This window comes from Priestia sp. D3YE.R1, assembly GCF_049199565.1.
Taxonomy (GTDB): domain Bacteria; phylum Bacillota; class Bacilli; order Bacillales; family Bacillaceae_H; genus Priestia; species Priestia aryabhattai.
Genome location: NZ_JBLTHW010000002.1, coordinates 1,046,635 through 1,066,178, shown reverse-complemented (window position 1 = coordinate 1,066,178; position 19,544 = coordinate 1,046,635). Strand labels below are relative to the sequence as shown.

Annotated in this window: 23 protein-coding genes; 6 read left to right on the top strand and 17 right to left on the bottom strand. The window is 33.6% G+C overall.

Annotated elements, in window-relative coordinates:
• Positions 1-80: 80 nt before the first annotated feature.
• From ACOZIR_RS17585 to ACOZIR_RS17560, 6 genes are all read right to left on the bottom strand, one after another.
• Positions 81-2,594, bottom strand: coding sequence for a PEP/pyruvate-binding domain-containing protein (locus tag ACOZIR_RS17585; RefSeq protein WP_340141432.1), 2,514 nt, complete (start codon positions 2,592-2,594; stop codon positions 81-83).
• Positions 2,595-3,391: 797 nt separating this feature from the next.
• Positions 3,392-4,063, bottom strand: a complete 672-nt coding sequence (locus ACOZIR_RS17580; RefSeq protein ID WP_045291335.1) for an HAD family hydrolase — start codon at positions 4,061-4,063, stop codon at positions 3,392-3,394.
• Positions 4,064-4,453: 390 nt separating this feature from the next.
• Positions 4,454-4,669, bottom strand: coding sequence for a DUF6366 family protein (locus tag ACOZIR_RS17575; RefSeq protein ID WP_045291338.1), 216 nt, complete (start codon positions 4,667-4,669; stop codon positions 4,454-4,456).
• A gap of 303 nt (positions 4,670-4,972) precedes the next feature.
• Entirely contained in the window at positions 4,973-5,569 is a 597-nt protein-coding gene (locus ACOZIR_RS17570) for a class I SAM-dependent methyltransferase (protein ID WP_045291339.1), read from the bottom strand.
• Between the two features lie 543 nt (positions 5,570-6,112).
• Positions 6,113-6,637, bottom strand: coding sequence for a hypothetical protein (locus tag ACOZIR_RS17565; RefSeq protein ID WP_328120048.1), 525 nt, complete (start codon positions 6,635-6,637; stop codon positions 6,113-6,115).
• A 382-nt stretch (positions 6,638-7,019) separates the two neighbouring features.
• Complete coding sequence (locus ACOZIR_RS17560; RefSeq protein WP_310878972.1) at positions 7,020-7,208, bottom strand: hypothetical protein; 189 nt, start codon at positions 7,206-7,208, stop codon at positions 7,020-7,022.
• Between the two features lie 196 nt (positions 7,209-7,404).
• Here ACOZIR_RS17560 and ACOZIR_RS17555 point away from each other — a divergent pair, with 196 nt between their 5' ends.
• On the top strand, positions 7,405-7,797 hold the full coding sequence (locus tag ACOZIR_RS17555) for a bleomycin resistance protein (protein ID WP_045291343.1): 393 nt from the start codon (positions 7,405-7,407) through the stop codon (positions 7,795-7,797).
• Between the two features lie 92 nt (positions 7,798-7,889).
• Here the strand turns inward: ACOZIR_RS17555 and ACOZIR_RS17550 are convergent, their stop codons facing one another.
• From ACOZIR_RS17550 to ACOZIR_RS17540, 3 genes are read right to left on the bottom strand one after another with little or no spacing between them, the layout of a single operon-like run.
• Positions 7,890-8,084 carry a DUF6980 family protein gene (locus ACOZIR_RS17550; RefSeq protein ID WP_045291344.1) on the bottom strand — a complete coding sequence of 65 codons (195 nt, stop codon included), beginning with the start codon at positions 8,082-8,084 and terminating at the stop codon, positions 7,890-7,892.
• A gap of 28 nt (positions 8,085-8,112) precedes the next feature.
• Positions 8,113-8,472, bottom strand: coding sequence for a hypothetical protein (locus ACOZIR_RS17545; protein WP_045291345.1), 360 nt, complete (start codon positions 8,470-8,472; stop codon positions 8,113-8,115).
• Positions 8,473-8,521: 49 nt separating this feature from the next.
• Entirely contained in the window at positions 8,522-8,986 is a 465-nt protein-coding gene (locus tag ACOZIR_RS17540; RefSeq protein WP_045291346.1) for a hypothetical protein, read from the bottom strand.
• Positions 8,987-9,222: 236 nt separating this feature from the next.
• Between ACOZIR_RS17540 and ACOZIR_RS17535 the strand changes: the two genes are divergently transcribed.
• Positions 9,223-9,417: a hypothetical protein gene (locus ACOZIR_RS17535; RefSeq protein WP_045291347.1), complete on the top strand. Its 195-nt coding sequence runs from the start codon at positions 9,223-9,225 to the stop codon at positions 9,415-9,417.
• Positions 9,418-9,540: 123 nt separating this feature from the next.
• Here the strand turns inward: ACOZIR_RS17535 and ACOZIR_RS17530 are convergent, their stop codons facing one another.
• A complete protein-coding gene (locus ACOZIR_RS17530) occupies positions 9,541-10,209 on the bottom strand; it encodes a type 1 glutamine amidotransferase domain-containing protein (RefSeq protein ID WP_340141433.1) in 669 nt (222 codons plus the stop codon).
• Positions 10,210-10,527: 318 nt separating this feature from the next.
• Here ACOZIR_RS17530 and ACOZIR_RS17525 point away from each other — a divergent pair, with 318 nt between their 5' ends.
• Complete coding sequence (locus tag ACOZIR_RS17525; RefSeq protein ID WP_421535723.1) at positions 10,528-11,136, top strand: metalloregulator ArsR/SmtB family transcription factor; 609 nt, start codon at positions 10,528-10,530, stop codon at positions 11,134-11,136.
• Between the two features lie 269 nt (positions 11,137-11,405).
• Here ACOZIR_RS17525 and ACOZIR_RS17520 read toward each other — a convergent pair whose 3' ends face one another.
• Both ACOZIR_RS17520 and ACOZIR_RS17515 read right to left on the bottom strand, forming a co-directional pair.
• Positions 11,406-11,930, bottom strand: coding sequence for a GNAT family N-acetyltransferase (locus ACOZIR_RS17520; RefSeq protein ID WP_421535722.1), 525 nt, complete (start codon positions 11,928-11,930; stop codon positions 11,406-11,408).
• Positions 11,931-11,949: 19 nt separating this feature from the next.
• Entirely contained in the window at positions 11,950-12,402 is a 453-nt protein-coding gene (locus ACOZIR_RS17515) for a MarR family winged helix-turn-helix transcriptional regulator (protein WP_045291349.1), read from the bottom strand.
• 112 nt (positions 12,403-12,514) lie between these two features.
• Here ACOZIR_RS17515 and ACOZIR_RS17510 point away from each other — a divergent pair, with 112 nt between their 5' ends.
• Positions 12,515-13,150, top strand: a complete 636-nt coding sequence (locus ACOZIR_RS17510; protein ID WP_310878970.1) for a YitT family protein — start codon at positions 12,515-12,517, stop codon at positions 13,148-13,150.
• Positions 13,151-13,252: 102 nt separating this feature from the next.
• Here the strand turns inward: ACOZIR_RS17510 and ACOZIR_RS17505 are convergent, their stop codons facing one another.
• From ACOZIR_RS17505 to ACOZIR_RS17495, 3 genes are all read right to left on the bottom strand, one after another.
• A complete protein-coding gene (locus ACOZIR_RS17505) occupies positions 13,253-14,017 on the bottom strand; it encodes a methyltransferase domain-containing protein (protein WP_045291351.1) in 765 nt (254 codons plus the stop codon).
• Between the two features lie 148 nt (positions 14,018-14,165).
• Positions 14,166-14,615: a GNAT family N-acetyltransferase gene (locus ACOZIR_RS17500; protein ID WP_045291352.1), complete on the bottom strand. Its 450-nt coding sequence runs from the start codon at positions 14,613-14,615 to the stop codon at positions 14,166-14,168.
• 52 nt (positions 14,616-14,667) lie between these two features.
• A complete protein-coding gene (locus tag ACOZIR_RS17495) occupies positions 14,668-15,225 on the bottom strand; it encodes a GNAT family N-acetyltransferase (protein ID WP_421535721.1) in 558 nt (185 codons plus the stop codon).
• Positions 15,226-15,530: 305 nt separating this feature from the next.
• Between ACOZIR_RS17495 and ACOZIR_RS17490 the strand changes: the two genes are divergently transcribed.
• A complete protein-coding gene (locus ACOZIR_RS17490; RefSeq protein ID WP_340141436.1) occupies positions 15,531-16,277 on the top strand; it encodes a uridine phosphorylase in 747 nt (248 codons plus the stop codon).
• A 112-nt stretch (positions 16,278-16,389) separates the two neighbouring features.
• On the opposite strand, the gene ACOZIR_RS17485 is transcribed toward ACOZIR_RS17490, so the two are convergent.
• Both ACOZIR_RS17485 and ACOZIR_RS17480 read right to left on the bottom strand, forming a co-directional pair.
• Entirely contained in the window at positions 16,390-16,791 is a 402-nt protein-coding gene (locus ACOZIR_RS17485) for a MerR family transcriptional regulator (protein ID WP_340141437.1), read from the bottom strand.
• Entirely contained in the window at positions 16,781-18,049 is a 1,269-nt protein-coding gene (locus ACOZIR_RS17480; RefSeq protein WP_045291359.1) for an MFS transporter, read from the bottom strand. Before ACOZIR_RS17480 ends, ACOZIR_RS17485 begins: the two co-directional genes overlap by 11 nt.
• A 410-nt stretch (positions 18,050-18,459) precedes the next feature.
• Between ACOZIR_RS17480 and ACOZIR_RS17475 the strand changes: the two genes are divergently transcribed.
• The gene (locus tag ACOZIR_RS17475; RefSeq protein WP_045291360.1) at positions 18,460-19,536 is read left to right on the top strand and encodes a cyanophycinase; all 1,077 of its coding nucleotides are present in this window, start codon (positions 18,460-18,462) and stop codon (positions 19,534-19,536) included.
• Positions 19,537-19,544 lie beyond the last annotated feature (8 nt).

The window sequence follows — 19,544 nt, the reverse complement described above, 5'->3', positions numbered from 1 at the left end:
CTGAATGTAAGTATTTACTTTCCATTAGGCAGTATATAAAGGAAAAAGAGCTGTTGTCAAATGGAAGCGAAGAGAACTATTTATTCATTTAAAAGCGTGACAATTCCATTCGTACCATCGACCATAACCATATCGCCATCCTTTAGCTTATCCGTACTTATTTTCGTACCAACTACTGCAGGAATTTCATATTCACGTGCAATTATTGCGGAATGAGAAAGGATACCCCCAGCGTCAGTAATAACAGCCCCCGCAGTCTGAAATAAAGTAGTCCAAAGTGGAGTAGTGGTCTTACATACCAAAACATCACCTTTTTCCAGCTTGGAAAATTCCTTCGTATTTGAAATAACTTTTACTTTTCCGGTATATGTTCCCGAGGAAGAGGCTAACCCTTTAATAGAATGTTCGCTGTTAGCGTCATTTTCCTCAATAGCTCCCATATATTTCTCAGCTTCTTTCAGCTGAGCTGGTTCAGGGACGCCGAAGTATCTAGGCAAGTTAGGCATTTGCTCATGTTCTGCGTGTTCTTTTTTACGTTTCTCAACTAATTCTGTCACATCTACTGGATTTTCTAAAAGAGACTCTAGCTCATCAAGATATAAAAAGAAAATATCTTCTTTCACTAGAAAAACATGATAATTAACTAGTAAATCACCTAGCTTGAGTAGGAATAAACGAGCTTTTGCATCCAACATTGCATCGATATAAAAATGATGGTCATCTCTTATAACGGATGCATCTAATGCCCACTGATAATATTTTTTAAACTCTTCTTTATGTTTGCTATCCGCTATCTGTTCGAGGAGTTCATTGTAGTTCTGTTCACGTTTCTTGACCGTCTGTTTAAAATTCTCATCAAAGTTGTAACCGTCATTAACATATCCTTGAATAATCGATAATGCCTGAAGAGGGTTCTCTATCCAAGTTTCTCCTACAAAATCGTGACTTACAACGTTTCGGTATCCATACTGTTTTAGAAAAGTATCTACTTCAGCCATAAAGCTTTTTGCTGCTTTATTTCCCTCTAATTTCTTTAATAAAGTTTCTGTGCATTCTTCTTGAAAGATTTCAGTAAGTTCACTATCTCTTTTCACTGTTAAAGCAAGTCTAGAAAGCTGTTGATCCGTTTCCAACGATTTATTCATTTTCCCGGTCAATAGCTCATAAACATCATGTCCAGATTTTTTATTTGTAAGGTTTTTATAGGATTCTTCAACTGTAGTATTTAGAGACATTTGAGGTATAACAATGTCAAAATGCAAATCATATGCCGTTTTATAAAAATCAGCTAGATTTTGAAGAATCTCTTTTCCTCTCTGAAGGTTGAAATTTTCCCAGGTAAAGCTATCTAATTTGTCATAGTAAGATAAAAATTGTTCCTTAATAATTTGATTCATTCGTTTTGTTAAGATCGGATAAATCCTTTCCATTAATTCTTTATGTTTTTGGCTTCTCTTATCAGAATCTCCTTTAAAAGGCTCCGTTCTTGTATAGATATGTCCTTTATACACTTTTAAATTAAGCCTATTAAATATAAAGTTTAACTTTTGAAAACTAGCAGCTGTTCCTTCAGAAAATGCTGGAATAATAAATGAAGCGTACAAAGGACTAACAGCATGAGAAAAACTTGTGTCATTTAAAATCCAAAACTCTTCCATATCCTCGAAACTTAAAGATATATCTTTTTGGAAAGAAGTTAATTTATTATCTTCTGCTAATGTTGTAATCGCTCTTGCCTGCAATAGATATACTTGATCATATTGAATACCAAACTCTATGTCTACAGGGTGTTGATAAAGAGCTTCTACCTCTTTTGTTATTTCCGCTAGCTCAATGATTTTTTCGTTTGTTAAACAAAATTTTTGCTGCTCATCTTCCGTTGTTTCGATTTCTTCAACACCTTCATCAAGTGGAATTATTTTTACTTCCTTTAGCCCTTTTTCTTTCTCTATCTCAAAGGTTTGTTTATTAATCAGGTAAACATCAGGTGTTACTAAGCCTGATACGATTGCTTCTCCTAGTCCATAGCTGGCATTAATCATCATTTCTTTTGTATTATGAGTGACAGGATTTTGACTGAATATCACTCCCGATACTTCGGACTGAATTAACCCTTGAACAACAACTGCCATTGAAACTTCGTCAAAATCAGCATACATATTTTGAGTATATTGTTCGACTCTTTCAGTGAAAAATGAGGCCCAGCACGCTTTCACTTTACTCAAAAAATCCTCTATACTTTTCACATTAAGATAGGTTTCATACTGGCCAGCAAAAGATGCACCCTCTAAATCTTCAGCACTGGATGAGGAACGAACAGCTACTGACGTATAAGAGCACTTTAGGTTTCGAAATGCCTCTATGAGATCCGATTCAATTTCAATAGGAATTTCCCCGTGCAAAATTCTCTCGTGTATATTATCCGTGTGACGATCAATCCCATTCCATTCGATATATCGCTTTAAAGCTTCGGTTTGAATAACAAAGCCATCTGGAATCGGTAAATTTTCTTTTTTCATTTTTATAAGGTTTAAAGCTTTTGCTCCAACTCTTTCATTCGCCTCGTCGACCTTCTGAAAACTTAAACTATACATTAAAAATATTCATCCTCCCACAAAACTATTTTAAAATGTAAGTAACTACTTACTTTATATTTATTTTAATTCTTTTAAATTTTTATGGTCAATAAAAAGTGGTAAAACATTAAAAAAATGCATATTTAGTTGTGCTTTATTTTAATTTTACTTAAATAATATTCCTCTTTTTTATTCCATTTTTTTACTTTCATTAGTCTTTTTTATTATAAAGTCTAAATAGTTAACTAATTAAAAGGTTAATAAAAGAAATGCAAAAAACCCCATCTAAATTAAGATGGAGGTTTTCCTCTTTTTATAGTTGTGTTAACCATTATCTCGGAGTGCTTACAAGCTTCCACTGGCTGAGTGTCAATTTTATTTTATATCCTCTAATATATAAGTGAGCACTATCAGATTTACGAGTCATATGCGAAGTCATGATTAAAAATCTCCTTTCTCATAGAATTATTTTTAATATAAAACTATTTTGGAAATCTTAACCTAAGCATAGCTCAGTATTGTAAATCCTTTATTAATGACAAGAAAAGATTATGTAAACATTGGAGAGTTGTAGGGGAGCCACTCATTAGTTATGTTTCAGCTTCAATAGATTGAGATCTCTATATATGTGAATTCATTGACGAAGCAAAAATTGCAGTGAAGATTCAAAATCAAGTGGATTCTAATACTGTAAGGTAAATTAAAAGGATAGGCCTTTAAAGACTTATCCTTTTACATAGCATATAAAAAATTTATTTTCTTAATAAAATTGAGACATTAACCATCTATAATGGTTATGTCCAAAGATCGGTCTATTAGATTGACAAGCTACTATTTATGTTAGATACAATAGTTTTTAACTCCTTCAAATCATCTATTACCACATCCGCTTGTGCAAGCTCAGCTTCTTGAGCAAAATCAAAATTACACCCCACTGCCATTAAATCATTATCCTTTGCAGCATTGATATCAGATAGGCGGTCTCCTACTACTGCAGCGTATTTGATATCATATTTTTTTATAATCGTTTTGACTAACTCTCCTTTATCGAGGGTTTGGATTTGTTGAATACTAAATGTTTCTGTCACCCAATTATTCAAATCGTAATGATCTACAATTGCTTCTAAATACTCTTTTAAACCGTTACTTGCTATGTAAATGGAACAATTATTTTCTTTTAAATAGCTAAAGACCTCTTTTACATTGGGATATAAAGCACCTTTCCCTTTTTTTATGTTTGCAACTAAGCTTTTCAAAAAATAGTCATCCGTATACTTTCTGATTTCATACGAATGAGTAGGTAATAAAGCTTCCCATACTTTGGGTAAAGGTACACCCATAATTTCACGATACTTATCAATAGGAGTACTAGCGTCCCATTGGTTAAGTGTACGCAAATGGTTAAAGGTATCATCAAGTGATAACTCTAAAATTTTATCTGTTTGAAACAACGTTCCATCCATATCAAAGATTAGTGATTGCAACATTAAGTATCTCTCTCTTTCGGCAGTATTAAATATGTATTTATATATAATACCATAAAAAGGAAACTACAGTTATTAAAAACCATAATGCATGTTCTTAGCACAAAAAAGCACCTAATCATTTATAGGTGCTCTTTTTAACTTTACATACTTTGTTTGAAATAATAAATGAAAAGGTAGCCGCTATAATCGAACTTAAAAATGGATAATTAAAAGAAAAAACACTGACCGTTGAGTTACTCAAAGGCTGTGAAAGATCAGGTACATATGTAAGTGTAAGAAATAGTCCAGAAACAGTTTGAAAAGCAAACAGTAACACTATAAAACTGCCAATAAACACTACATATCTTTTCAAAATGACTCCTCCATTACTCTTAATTTATAAACCTCATATTATTTTAAGAATAGGGACGCAACAATAAAACCTATAATTATTACAGCAATAAGTACACCTAGACCCTTCCAACTTAACCTACCTGCTAAACCAGATAGGTTTCCGGCTTCACTTCTATTAAATGCATCATTAACATTTCCCGCTGGATTTCTTTTTATTTCTTCTTGTTTTAGCCTCTCTCTTCTTCTTTCAGGTGCTTCGTTATTTTCGCTCATTTTCACACCACCATTTTTAAAATAATATAACATATTATAGTTAAAATAGTAATAAAAACCATACTAATTTTATTCTTATATATGATATAAGTTTTTATTTAACATATTGAGTGTTAAATAAAAGTAAAAAAGAACCTTCAGTGGAAGATCCTTTTTAGGGTTTATTGAACTAGTACATACATTAGCTCTAATGGAACTTTTATTATAAACAACGTAATTCTAAAAATGCTTTTATTCTCTAAATTGTTAAGCCTTTCATCCAATCATAAATTCTCTGAAATTATAGACGCCTATATTGAAGACTCACTTTATACTGCTAGACATAAACATAGAAGCATCTTGATTCATAAAAATCTTATGACCATGATGGAAGGTCTTTATTCTTATTGATTTAAACCCAATTTCATCTAATATTTTTGTCAGTTCGTTATGTGCAAAGCCGTTGTGAACTTTCGGATGATTGACACTATGGTTTTTATCAAAATCAACAATAATCAGCTTTCCGTTATCATTTAAAATATTAAATAATTCCTTTAAGATTTTTTTAGTATCTGGGACATGAAGAAGGACTAATGACATTAAAATTATATCTGCCTTAATTTCAGGAGTTTCTTGAGTGAAATCTGAACAAAGTATTTTGGAATTCGTAAGTCCTTTGTGAGAAATCTTAGCTTTCGCCACTTCCAACATTTGTTCAGATGAATCAACCAACAAAATAGAGTCAACTACATCCGATAATTCTAAGCTAACTAAGCCTGTACCGCTCCCATAGTCTATTAAAGATTTTGATTCATTTTTGGATAATTCTTTCCTGACTTCCTTCACGATAATTTTAGCCAATTCAATTCGTTCTTCTGAATCATATCTTTTTGCAATCTTTTCAAAAACACTATTTTCCATGTTCTTCTCACTTTCTTAGTTCTATTTATGAAACGTTAAAGCTATATAAGATTCATTATAGCCCAAAATAAAAAAATTAAGATGATACTATCTTTTTTAAAACATTTTTTATGTAAGCTTATTTATGTAAAACATCTTCTTTTGTGATTACTTTTTCATAAATTAATGGCTTAGTTCCTGCTTCTGGCAAAAGATAAATAAAGACAGTAAACGTAAGTTGGAGGATTGAAACTACAGCCAAAAATAGAAAAAGACGTTCCCTGTCCTTAAACCATATTATTAAACATAAAACTAGAGATATTAACGACAAAAATAAAAAAAGAAAAAAGCTATATGAATAAGGAACACCATAATGATAAGAAATATCTAAAAAGAAAAATACTATATAGAGCAGTATAAAAGTTGACGGTACTGCTTTAGTAAACGTACTCAATAGAAAAAGACCCTTTCTGTTTATTTGTTTTAGATTTATAGCTCAAACATACCCAATTTACATAAATGAGTACATATTAAAAGCTGCAGCAAAAATGACTATTACTCATCTTAATTATTTATTTTTTGAACCAAAATGCCTCCAACTTCATCCTTGTCATCTAAAGAAAACTCAATATTGAGTTTATGATTTTTATCAAAATACCCTATTATTGTTGCTCCGGTATCTTCTCTTTCGTAATATTTTTTTCCATACGCCCTAATAACATCTTTTTTGCTGTCACTAGTATGTATTCCCTTTTCCGTACCATACTTGCTGCTAAGTAAGTCATAGCTACTGACTTTATTATCTACAATTTTAAATTCAACATCATACGTTTCTGTACTTTTTCCGTAAATGTAGGTAGTATACGGAGGCTGCTCAGTAACCTCTATAAATTTTGGTTTCTTCCTCAAACAACTTGCTACGTCATATTTAGAACTTCCTATTGATACTGATTGAACGTTTTCTAATTCAAGATTGGTGGCTTTGGTACTTGAATAGTATTTTTCTTTAGGTGTAGAAGATGGATCGCAGCTTGCTAATAATAGTAAAATGAGTGGGAAAATAAACAAAAAATAGCTCTTAATGCACACTGTTAGACTCCTTTATATCGTTTGTTTTTACTCTGACTCTCAGCATCTTCTAATCTATTAACTATTTTTCTTTTGAATATACAAGTCAATCGAATAGTAAACACTAACTGCCAAGTAATACATGGCAAGTATAACTAACGTCTCATAGACAGATTGCTCAGCGCTATTTTTCACAAAAGCAAAAACAGTACGCACTACCAAGAAAACGATAGGATAGACTATAAATAGAGAATTAAATTTACGATTCATAATAATAAGTTCCTTTATCTGGATATTAATGATTATTATAACATATAATTTTCTTTTTTATTTCTTTACTGCATATTCTATAGGTTTTTCATTTACATAATTATCAACAGTACAACATCAAAAGAAATTCTTATTAGTAGGTCTTCTTTTGAGTATCCGTTGTTTTCGATTTCTTATCTAAGATGAATTTTAAATGGCTACTAAAGATGAATAAACCGCAGATGACCATCAACCAGCGCGTAACCCCTTGATGTATAGGATCAAAAAGGTTTAATAAAACAATTCCTAATCCCGATAACATAGCTAGATAACGTAAGATCAAGCCTAATCCTCCATTTCGGTATTTTATATCTATAATACTATGGCTCTAAACTACTATGAATATCATATGAACCCTTTGTCAACGTAAAAGAAATTCTGACTTTACTTCTACATAACAAAGAAGTAGGCGTGTACAGGTTATATCTATACGGTATTATTAAAACAAACAGCAGCCATGTAAATAAAGGAGCGATCACATGAAATTCAATAAGTTAATACCAGAACTCTCCGTAAAAGATATTCACAAATCAAAAAAATTTTATTTAGAGATGCTTGGGTTTGAGCTTACATACGAACGTCCAGAAGACCAATTTGCATTTATTTCATTAAACGGAGCACAAATGATGATTGAGCAATGTAATGGTCATTGGGAAACTGGTGAACTTGAATACCCATATGGTCGAGGGATTAATTTTCAAATTGAAGTAGAAAATATAGAGGTTATTTTACAAAACTTAAAGAACCATAATATTTCACTTTTTAGAGACACTATGATAAATAACTATAGTGGCTTTACTCAGAAAGAATTTATAGTTCAAGACCCAGATGGCTACTTGCTAAGATTTTCTCAGACTTATTTAATACAATAATAGAACTATTTTGATTTATGTTCGTGATTTTATCGCCCATTCCAAGAGTGAAGAGGATCTCTTGAGCAAAAGATACCTCTTCATTTCTTAATTCATAGCTTTGCACCACACCATGGACAAAATGAAATCCCAATAGTGGAGGAGCCACCATCATGGATAATTAAACTGTATTCCTTGTTCGTTTTATCAAATAAGATCAGATTATCTGGGCACTCAAATGGATCACTATGAATATCACACGTAAAGTTCGCATGGTAATTCATATAATCGCAGCAATGCTTTTTCATTTGTTTTCTCCTTACTGTATCGTCATTATTACTTTTCTCGGTATGCTGAGCAGTGGTCATTTGAAATACGATAATTTTCCTTACCGGTCGGGGCTGCTACCTCAACTAATTTATGTCCTAACCAGTCCCATACCGCTACTGTATACAAAGATACCCATTTTAGGTCTCCTCTAGCAAGACGAAAAGAATCATACCAGTTTTCAGTCGTTACTAATAGATTTCTATAAGTAAGTTCCTTTTTCCTTAAGTGTTTAATTTCCAGCATAAAATCTAACATATTTTCTTCCTTAGGCACTTGAATAATTCGCGCTATAAATGTTCCGTTAGGATTTTTTTTCGTTTTATAAACTTTTTCCCTTTCTATTTCTAACTCTGGCCTCCCCCTCATATTCCTTCCCCCTGTGTATTAACAAATAAACTCAGTGCTAAGTAGAAATCTATAATTGGTTCAGTAATTCTTCTAACTTTTCTTCAATATCAGCTTCTAAATGATTTTTTGACAAATCATACAAAGTGCCTGCCCCTTTAAAATACCCACCAAAGTAATACCACAACTGGATGTAATAAACGTATGCATCTTCTTCATCTGTAAATCCATCAAAGTTTATCCCAACCTGGGAACGATATTCTTTTTCTAAACACTGCTCCGAACTTAGATTTGGCAGTTGGTCGCCATCAATATCCCGGCACACCCATATTTTTAAGTTCTGCTTACCATAACGTTCAAATTTACTTCTATATTTTTGCTGAAGACTTTTGCAGTATGCCTCTCCTACTTCTTCCAACCCCACAATATCTCTTTTTAAAGTCTCATTTATTTCATTCTCAGGTACTAAAATGTATTTGTCATCTGCTTCATGACCCTGTTTATCCATAAATAGCTTTTTCAATTTATCAAACAAGCTTTTCCCACCTATCTAAAAAAAGAATATAAGCATGTTAAATTCGACTAAAGAAAGCTCATTTCCTTCTCTGAACTGTGTTTAGTCGTCATAACTAATATGATATTGGCTACTTTCTTACATGTGGAAATTTTTACGAGAGTGCCGATTTTCTGACATACTTGTAATTCGATATTTTTTACAGCGAACACATATGTTAAAGTGTAAAGGAGTGAAGCGAAAGGAGTAAAAACAACATGGCTCAACGAATCGTCAATATGTTTTTATCTGTTTTAGCTGCTTATGGAACGTTAATTCTAACGAAACATATGAGCATTGCAGATAATATCTTTGTAACACAGATTGTGCGTCTGGTTATTTGTATTGTAGCTGTTATGATTGTGACAGGAATTACTACATACATTTTCAGAAACAAATCTTCCAATAAATAAAAGGGCAGCTATTTAGATAGCCGCCCCTTTTTGTTTTCCTTAATTCCCCTTTTATCTCACCCTAAAGAAAATGGGGATGTCTCAAACAACCATGAGACGTCCCCATTTAGGTCATACATACTTTTACGCGTTTAAAGCACGTACAAATTCTTTTGCTAAGCTGATTGTAGACTGTGGGTTTTGCCCTGTTAACAACTTTCCGTCTACTTCAATATGATCGCTCCAATTGTCTTTTGCAATAAACTCAGCGCCTAGCTCACGAAGTTTTGTTTCAAGAAGAAACGGCATGTATTTATCTAGCGTTGTATCTTTCTCTTCTGCATCAGTAAACGCTGTAATACGTTTTCCTTTTACAATCGGTTCACCGTTTTTTAGTTTTCCGCCTACAAGAGCTGCCGGTCCGTGGCATACTGCTGCAATCAGCTTGTCGTCTTCAGCAAATTCTGTTAGCAAACGGTGTAAGTGCGTATCGTCTGGAAAGTCAAACATTGTTCCGTGTCCGCCAGGTACAAACATACCTGCAAAGTCTTGTGAACTTACGTCAGCTAATGAATTTGTATTCTCTAAAAGCTTTCCTGCTTCTTTGTCTTCATCCGTTACATCATCTGTTAAGCTGTTAGGATCCACAGGCGATTTTCCGCCTTTTGGACTTGCTACGACTACTTCGTATCCTTCTTTCTTAAATTCTAAATATGCTTCAGAGAATTCTGTAAGCCAAATTCCAGCAAGCTCTCCATTTTCCATCGTATGTCCATTTGTAACAACCATTAAAACTTTTGAATTTCCTACCATGATTTACTCATTCCTTTTTCATTTATTATTTACATACACGTATTATTAATAATTCATTTATCTCTTTGAATATGTTCCCCGGTATTATTTGATGAAAACATGGTAACTTCTTCTTAATAATAAAAAGAACAGGTAAAAATAATGGTTAAATTATACGAAGAAATAGGCGCTTTTTTTATAGTTTGAAGATTATACAGGGCAGATTTTTTTATATACAGTGTTACAATTCTTCACTTTAAATATTTTTTGACATATACATCCAATTCTATTAATATCAAATTAGATGTATATCGAATTAGAGAAAGAAGGTAGTAAGCTATGCAATTAGATAAGTTGGTCAATTATCATAAAGCCGTTGGTGATCCTACCAGGATTAGAATTATTTCACTATTAAAAAAAGGACCTCTTCACGGGCAAGCAATTGCTTATAAGCTGGGGTTGCAGCCTTCAACTATTACTCATCACATTTCAAAACTAAGAAATGTAGGAATTATTTATCCAAGAAGACAAGGGAACATTATTTATTTTTATCTAGACCTTGAAAGACTTGAATATAACTCGAAGGCTATTTTGAGTATTGGAGAGGATTCGATGGAAAATCAAGAAAACCATTTACAAGATAAAGACAAATTATCGATTGTTAAAAACTTTATAAATAGTGATGGAAGTTTAAAGATCATTCCAAGTCAAAGAAAGAAAAAGAACGTAATATTAGCCTATTTAATACGTGATTTACAGCACGGAAAAACGTATCAAGAAAAAGAATTAAATGAACATATAAAAAAGTATCATGAAGATTATGCAACGATTCGCAGAGAGTTAATTATGCAGCATTTTATGTATAGACAAAATGGAGAATATGAGTTAAATCCGAAAGAGATGTGGCCCGTTATTTTTTACAATGAAGGTAAAAACGTTCTTTTTTAAGCTTTCTAATTCGATATATATCTAATTAGTTTGTGTTATTTCAAATAGAATTAAAGTGAAAATGTAATTTCCAAAATGAAAAAAGCCAACGTTTTGGTAAACATGTGACATTAATTTCATTCTCCTATGTGCGCTGGCACAGCAGCCATATTAGTTTGCTTACTGCTTGCCCTAAAAGCATCTGCTTTGAAAAAAAGTATAAAACCTCTGTATGCAATAAGGATTATCCTCTACCAGTTAAATTAGTGAATAATCCTTATTTTTTAAAACTATAAAAGTGTTTTAACCATAATGAAGTCTATTTGTTTTTCATCTCCCATATAAAAAGAGTGAGATCCAGCTTGAACAAACCCTTGTTTCCTATAAAAATCAATCGCATTTTTATTTTTTTCCCATACGCCTAACCAAATTTTCTTTTTATTAAATATCGTTGCTATCTCTACTGCTTTATTAAATAAATGTTTACCAAGTCCTTGTTTTTGAAAGCTGTTACCTATATAGATTCTTTCAATTTCAAGGGCTTCTTCCCCCATCTCTTCAGACTGAGCGTCATCCATATTAACCTTTAAATAACCTGCAATTTCATGATTAACATACATAAAAAAGAATTGCGAGGATGCATTGGATAGTTCTTTTTCTAGCTGTTCGACTGTAAATGCTTTTTCTAAATAAGCTGTCATATTTTCTTGTGAATTCTGATCTTTAAATGTCTCATGAAATGTTTTATAGCTAATATCTTGAAGGTGATTTACATCTTCAAGAGTACACTTTTTTATATCCATCATCACTGACATACGCCTCTCCTTTATATCTTCAATAATTTCTCTTATTTCCTTTTTTGACAAACTCCCAGTCTGTTTCGATATTTTTCCTTACTCTTTGAACCAGCTTAAGAATGGTATCTGCTTCTTCCTGGGTAAAACCTTCTAATGCCACTTTATCAGAATAATCATTTTCTCTTTTTATAAACGGATATACGCTCTTCCCTTTTTCAGTAGGAAAAAGGTTTTTATTTTTTTTATTGTGGAGATCGTCTTTCTTCTCAATAAAACCATTCATTTCAAGCTTTTTTATAGCCCGAGCCGCTGTTGTTCGATCTACTTTTATCATTTCAGCTAACTTTTCTTGAATGATTCCCGGATTTTCACATATTCGCACTAAATACAAATACTGACCCTTAGTCAGGTCGTACTCTTTAAATTCTATATTACTAATCGAATCCAATGCTCTTGCTATCATTCCAATTTCACGCAGAATTTCACTCATAAATATCTCCTTTGCACATATTTTTATTGCAAATACAATAAAAATAATATACGTTTAATGTACCTTAAAATAGTTGCATTTGCAACAAAATTAATAAAAAAGGATGATGACAATGAAGTATGTTGTTTATGCAGGAGGAATTTTACTATTAACTCTTGGAATTGCTTTGACGATCCAATCTAACCTAGGAGCTTCACCTTTTGATGCGCTGTTAGTTGGACTGTCACTAAACGTAGGTCTTAGCGTTGGAAGCTGGGAAATCATACTTGCCTGTATTTTAATTTGTGGTAATTCTCTTTTAAGCAGACAAAAGCCAGAAATACTGGGACTGTTAACAGCATTCATCACAGGTCTTGGTATCGATATATGGCTTTTTTTATTAAAGAATTGGATTACGTTCGAAAGTTGGTACAGCAAAGTAGGTTGTTTCGGAATCGGTTTAATCATTATAGGAGTGGGAACCTCAGCCTATTTACATACAAATTTTGCACCTATTCCGATTGACCGCTTAACATTGATCATACAAAAACTAGCTAAAACGAATTTATTTCTCTCAAGAACATTTATTTACCTCACATTCTTACTAGCTGCGATGCTTTTAAACGGACCAATTGGTGTTGGAACGTTATTAACCGTGTGTTTAGGAGGTGTGCTGCTTAATTTTTTCATGCCCATTACTCAAAAAGCAGTAGACTGCATATTACCAAAATCTCCTACCTCACAAAATCATAAGCGTTCCATTACATAACTGAAACGGCCTCTGTCTACATCATGAATTTTATATATAGTCATCATTAATAAACAGAAAGCGCACCTCCAGTCAGAGATCCGCTTTCTGCGTGTGATTATCCTATTTTTTTGCCTCAGCTTTAATAATAAAACGATGTTGTTTTGCGTCAAAAAAACCTTGAGACTCTATAATTTGATGGATATTATACAATCCGCCGATATGTGTTTTGATATCAAAATTAGGGACTTGCCAAGGAATTGCTTTTAGATAAAAAACTAGCGCCCCGATATCATAAAATCTCTGCACAGGAAATTCTTCTTTGCAAAAGATGATATTAAAAGAATTTTGTTCAAGCTCTTCTATTGCTTTCTTTAAATTCCAATTAGAAAACTCTTTATTTAGTGGAACTCCTATACACTCATTGATTCGTGAACAGTCAAACCCTCCCACTTGCTGCGTGAAAAACGTGCCTTCCTTTGACAAAATCCTTCTTACTTCTGAAGCACAAAAAGATTCGTGCTGGTTCAAAATTAAATCAAATGTACGATCTTTAAACGGTAAATTTGCGTCTTCCGTTCGTCCAACAACTGTGACACCAAGCGGTTCTAATCGTTTTTTAGCGATTGGAACGTTAGGTTTGTATCCTTCGGTAGCATACATAACGTGAGGAAAAGGTTGTAACAAAGATAAAAATTCTCCTCCTCCTGTTCCCATATCTAAAGCGACATTAGAATTTTGAATAAGGTGACAAGCTTCACTTCCATATGACCACGAAAGCATGTTACTATCCATACGACCAGTATGAGTAATAGCAGAAAAATCCCATCCAGTAAAATCAACATTTGTATTATTTACAGCGTTTAAAAATTGTTGGTCCGTTATCATGTTAAAATCCTCCTTTTAATAGTCAGTCAGCATTAATCATCTATCCTAAACTAGTAAAAGGCGGGCCACGAACATATAGACAGCGTTGTTATGTTTCATGTGCTAACGTATTCACACTAACCGCTCCTTTATTAAAATTACGTATGCTTCATTTGCTTGTCCATTCATATGTAATATCGGGTAATTGCTCTTCGTTTTCACATCCTCTTTTTATAATACTGAAGCCATGTTTCTCGTAAAACCTCTGGGCATTTTTATTTCGTTGAAATGTACGTAATATTAATTTTCCATTTGATTCTGTCTTGGCTCTTTCGAGTAAAAGCTGTCCGATTCCTCTTCCTTGATAATCTACATGAACGTACAGCTGGCTAATTTCATCAGCATGATAAGCAATCATTCCTACTATTTGTTCATCCATTAACACTAATTCAATTTTATAGTGTGCTGACAATATATGATTTAAAAAATAGACATGACGGTCAAAACTGTGCATTTCCATTTGTTCAATCGCTTTTTCTTTACTATCTCTCCACATTTTTACCGTTGCCTCAGCAAATTGAGGATGATAGTAAACAATATCAACATTAAAATGGGCCATACATTTTCCCCCTTCCCTGTCATAGTGCTATTTGTATTTTTAATGTCGTTATCTAAGCTTGAAGCTTCTTAAAGTCTTGCTTTAATAAAGAATACATATACAAATCATCAAATTTTCCACACGTAAATTCGTAGCTTCTTAGTAGGCCTTCTTTTATAAAGCCATGCTTTTTTATTAATTTTTGTGAAGCAGCATTAGCGGGCTCTATTAATGCTTCAATTCTCCGCAAATTAAAATGTGTAAAACCATATTTTATAACGGCGCCCAATGCCTCATTAGCAATCCCATTCCCCCAGTAATCTTTGCTTAGCTCATATCCAATTTCTGCACGGTAATGGTTATGAACTCGATTAAGAAACCCGTAGCTGCCAATAATGTCATCCTGTTCTTTAAGAGTAATACCCCATCTTATTCCAGATTTTTCGTTTAAGATTGATTTATACCACGCAATCTCATTTAAAGCATCTTCAACCGTTTTAAAAGGCTCTAGTCCGTAGTGTTTCATTACTTCTTTATCAGATAAGTATTTTAAAATAGTGCTTGCGTCTTCTGTCTCAAATTCCCTTAGGATAAGCCTTTTTGTTTTAATGACGGGAAAATAATTTGACACCTGTACCTTCCCTCCTCTTATCCATTCATTAACTAAATGGATCTTTTCTCACAGCTTTATCTAATTTAAATAACCGCTAGTAAGAAACTTCTTTTATTATTACTGAATTTCTTTTATTATTACTGAATTCCTTTTTAATACTAAATATTTGTCGAGAAATGAGTAAAAAAAGCACGTATAACTTCATTTTAAAATCAGAACCTTCATTTCTTTTATATTTGTTAGTTATAAAAATTAAAGGAATGAAAGCTAGTAATGAAGAACTCTTTTCTAACTAGTCTAAATGAGATAATAAGGAGAAAAAGATGAAGCTGTATGGTGATTTTAAAAAAGAAGATTGGCTAAATGTATTAAAGCTATCAGAAAAAGAGCTGCCTATTGCATTTATTATTCATGGTGAGTGGGCATTTCAAGATAATATAAATTTATGGAAAGAGATCTTATCCACTGATGTGCATATACCTAAATGGAACACGGTAATAGGTAAGTTAAATAACAGAAATATAGGATTTGCGAATGTGTATGGCAGTCCGATGGCGTCAAACATCGTACATCAATTTGCCGGCAGCGGAACCGACTTATTTATTCAAACGGGATATTTTGGAGGCTTATCTTCCACTGTACAATATGGAGATATCTTAATTGTATCTGCAGCAAAAATGCAAGATGGCGTATCACACTGGTATTTACCAGAACAAACGCTTGTGGAAGCTGACAAAGAGCTAGTGGAAGCCGCCTGTAGATATTGTGAACAAAAAGGCTACAGCTATATAAAAGGACATACGGTCAGTATGGGTGCCATGCTGATCGAGACGCATGACATGGTAAAGGAATGGTCGCTTGCAGGTTTTCTCGGTGTGGATATGGAGACAGCTACTACTTTGGCCATTGCTCATAAATTTAATAAGCGCGCTGTCGGCTTATTAAATTTATCAGACCACCTTCTTCACGGCGACACTCTTTATTCGTATACAAAGGACAGAGCGTTAATAGAAAGTGAAACTGATAAAGCAATTCGCGATGTGGCTCTTTATTTAAGCAGTATATATTAGAATAGAACAAAACAAGATAACTTTGCAGTTATCTTGTTTTGTTCGTTTCATAGCTTTTCACACCTGAAGTCTATAGCTTGTGTATAAAGAGGAGCCTCTTTATTATCAGCATTTAAATTTTTATTTGTTTATTATTTAAACCGGCTTCCAACGTATCATACAGCGCTAATTTGTAATTAATTCGTTCTAAATGCAGATAGGTTTGCGACATGTCTGCTTCTACTTTCTTTTTATGCTGAAGCATCATGTTTCGATGTTCGCTGATGGTACTTTCGCCTTTTTTATATGACTCTACATACTGCTTGATTTCAGCAAGGGGCATTCCCGTTGCACGTAAAGCTAAAATAAACTTGACCCACTCGATATTCTGATCCGTGTATGAGCACTGATCATGTTCATTTTGTTCAACAAACGGTAAAATGCCTTCCTTTTCATAGTAGCACAATGTAGACGCAGACAGCCCCATTTTTTTTGCATGTCTCTCACTCTCATTGTATAAGACATTAAGAAGCATTCAGCACCTTCTGCTCCTTTTTTCCTTTTTCTTTAATTAGTAAGACACCTAACAACCCCATCATTGAAAACAAAATGGGAATCATAAAAGCATAATGATACCCGATCTGCAGCGAGCGCTCAGGGAATAAATCAAGGACATTTCCGAAAATACTAGGTAATAATACGGCGCTTAAAAAACCTCCCATATTAGCAAAACCTGATACAACCCCTACTTCTTTTACTGAGAAAGATTGACGTACTACGGCAAATGTCAAAGCGCTTGCGCCGTTTCCAAAGCCGATGATAAAAAGCAAAATAACGACTAGCATGAATGAAGGTTTCACTCCGGATAATAATAATGCAGTCCAGCTAAGCACCACAATAAGATGAATAAGTGAATAAATTTTTTTAATGGAATTTAACCTGCTTGATATCCAGCTGATTAAAGGTCCGCCAATCATAGCGCCAAACAAACCGTACATAATAAGCTGACTTGCATCAGCGCGAGATAAATGAAACACATTCATTCCATAAGGAACTCCCCAAGAACCAATAAAACCAATGTATGTACCCACTACACCAAAATGACAAAGAAATGTTGCCCATGCTTGACGAGTCGTCATTACCCTTCTTAGAATTGCCCATACGCTTTCTTGAGTCTTGACAGAGGATTTATTTGCTTTAGCATCATCTTGAAATAACCGTTTAGGTTTTATGACTAAAACGACATAAAGCAGGTAGGACACCGCCATTAAAACTAGACCTATGCTAAGGAAAGGAACCCTCCAGCCTGAAAAGGAAATCCACATAGACAAAGGCACCGTAGCTGATAATGAACCTACACTTCCTACCAGCCCAATTAAACCTAATAGCTTTACAAACTCATTTCCTTTGAACCACTGACTTAAAATTAACACTAAATTGACAAAAATCATGGAGTCTCCCGTACCGACTAGTAAACGAGAGAAAATTAACACATATTCGTTGGGAGATGTGCTGTAGATAAGACTTCCTATTCCAGTTAAAAGCGACCCTATAATCAAAAATCGATTGGGACCGTATCGGTCAGAAAGTAAACCAACAGGAATCTGAAGACCTGCATAGGCTAAAAATTGTATACTAGTCATTAATCCTATAACAGACGCTGAAACATGAAAATCTTTCATTAACTGCTCGGTAATAAGTCCAGGGGCTGTTCGTTGACTGACAATCAAATAATATGCTAATAAAGCGGTTCCAAAAACCACCCATCTATAACTACTTTCCTGTTTGTTCATTTTGACAGATCCTCTCGTGTATAATTTTTTCTGTGTAGAAATGTTAAGTATAAAACGTTTAAGAGACAATGATATTAATAGAGCAAAGGTCTTTTAAACAAATAAAGTACTACTCGGAGGCAGCCCTTTTTTATCCTTGTTTTTCCTTTCTATTATAATTTTAAGTTTTTAAAGGTTATTTTTCAATGAGGTGTACACTTTTACGATATACTCTTTCACTATTAGACACCTAAGTTAGAGTCACTCTCGTCATTTTTGGGTATAAAACAATTTAATAACAACCCATAAATAACCTATATCATGCGATATTTTTTTCAAAAGCCTTTCTTTTAAAGTGTTTTAGCTCTTTAATAAGTTGGTATAAAATTTGCATGTTCATCTATGAACACTTATTAAAGGAGGAGAACTTTATGAAAAAAGCTAAACGTAAGAAAAGCATTCAAAAGCAGGTCATTACTGGTGCTGTTCTCGCAGCATCTCTTTTACTGCCCATTTCAGCTTCTGCTGCTTCTGCACCTTATACGCTTTATAAGGTCGGAAGTACTGCAGACAAAGCGACTAGTACAACCTTTGGACAAGTCTATATGGGGGGAAGCACCGATGTAGATGAAGCATTCAAATGGATGATTCAAAAAGCAAACGGCGGAGATTTCTTAGTTATACGAGCGACGGGTACTGATGCCTATAACTCTTATATCTACGACCTGGCTAAAAGTATGGGTAAGCCACTTAACTCTGTTAGCACAATTGTTGTTAATGATTTAATAAGAGCAGGTTCAGACTCTTCTTTAATAGATAAAATTAACAAAGCAGAAGGCATCTTTTTTGCTGGAGGCAATCAAGCTGATTATGTAGATTTCTTAGAAGGATCCCCAGCTCTTACAGCATTAAATAATCGTATTAATCAAGGTATTCCTTTTGGGGGAACGAGTGCCGGCACGATGATTCAAGGGGATCACATTTATGATTCTATCTCAGCAGGATCTACAACTTTAGATTCTAAAACAGCGCTAAACAATCCTTATAGTTCTCTTATTTCGTTTACAGATTATTTGATTCAAACACCTCATAACAACAGCATTCAAACAGACACCCATTTTGAACAACGAGATAGAATGGGACGCTTTTTAACCTTTCTTGCACGTAATATTCAAGACGGAGAAGAAACTGGAACAAGCGCAAAAGGGATTGCTGTTAATGAACAGTCAGCACTTTTGGTAGAAAAAGATGGTTCAGCTAAAGTAGTAACGCAGCCAGGCTCTACAAATGCAGCTGTTTATCTAGCTAAAACGAATATGGCCCCTACCACTTGTGTAAGCGGTCAGCCGCTGACGTTCAACAATATTTCTATCTATAAACTATTTAATGGCAGCACTTTTAATCTTTCCACTTGGACAGGTTCTGGAGGATTAGCTTATACTTTGAACGTAAACGGCGGTGTTATTACTTCTTCTACAGGAAAAATTTACGGAGGAAATCAGCCGTAAACGGTAAA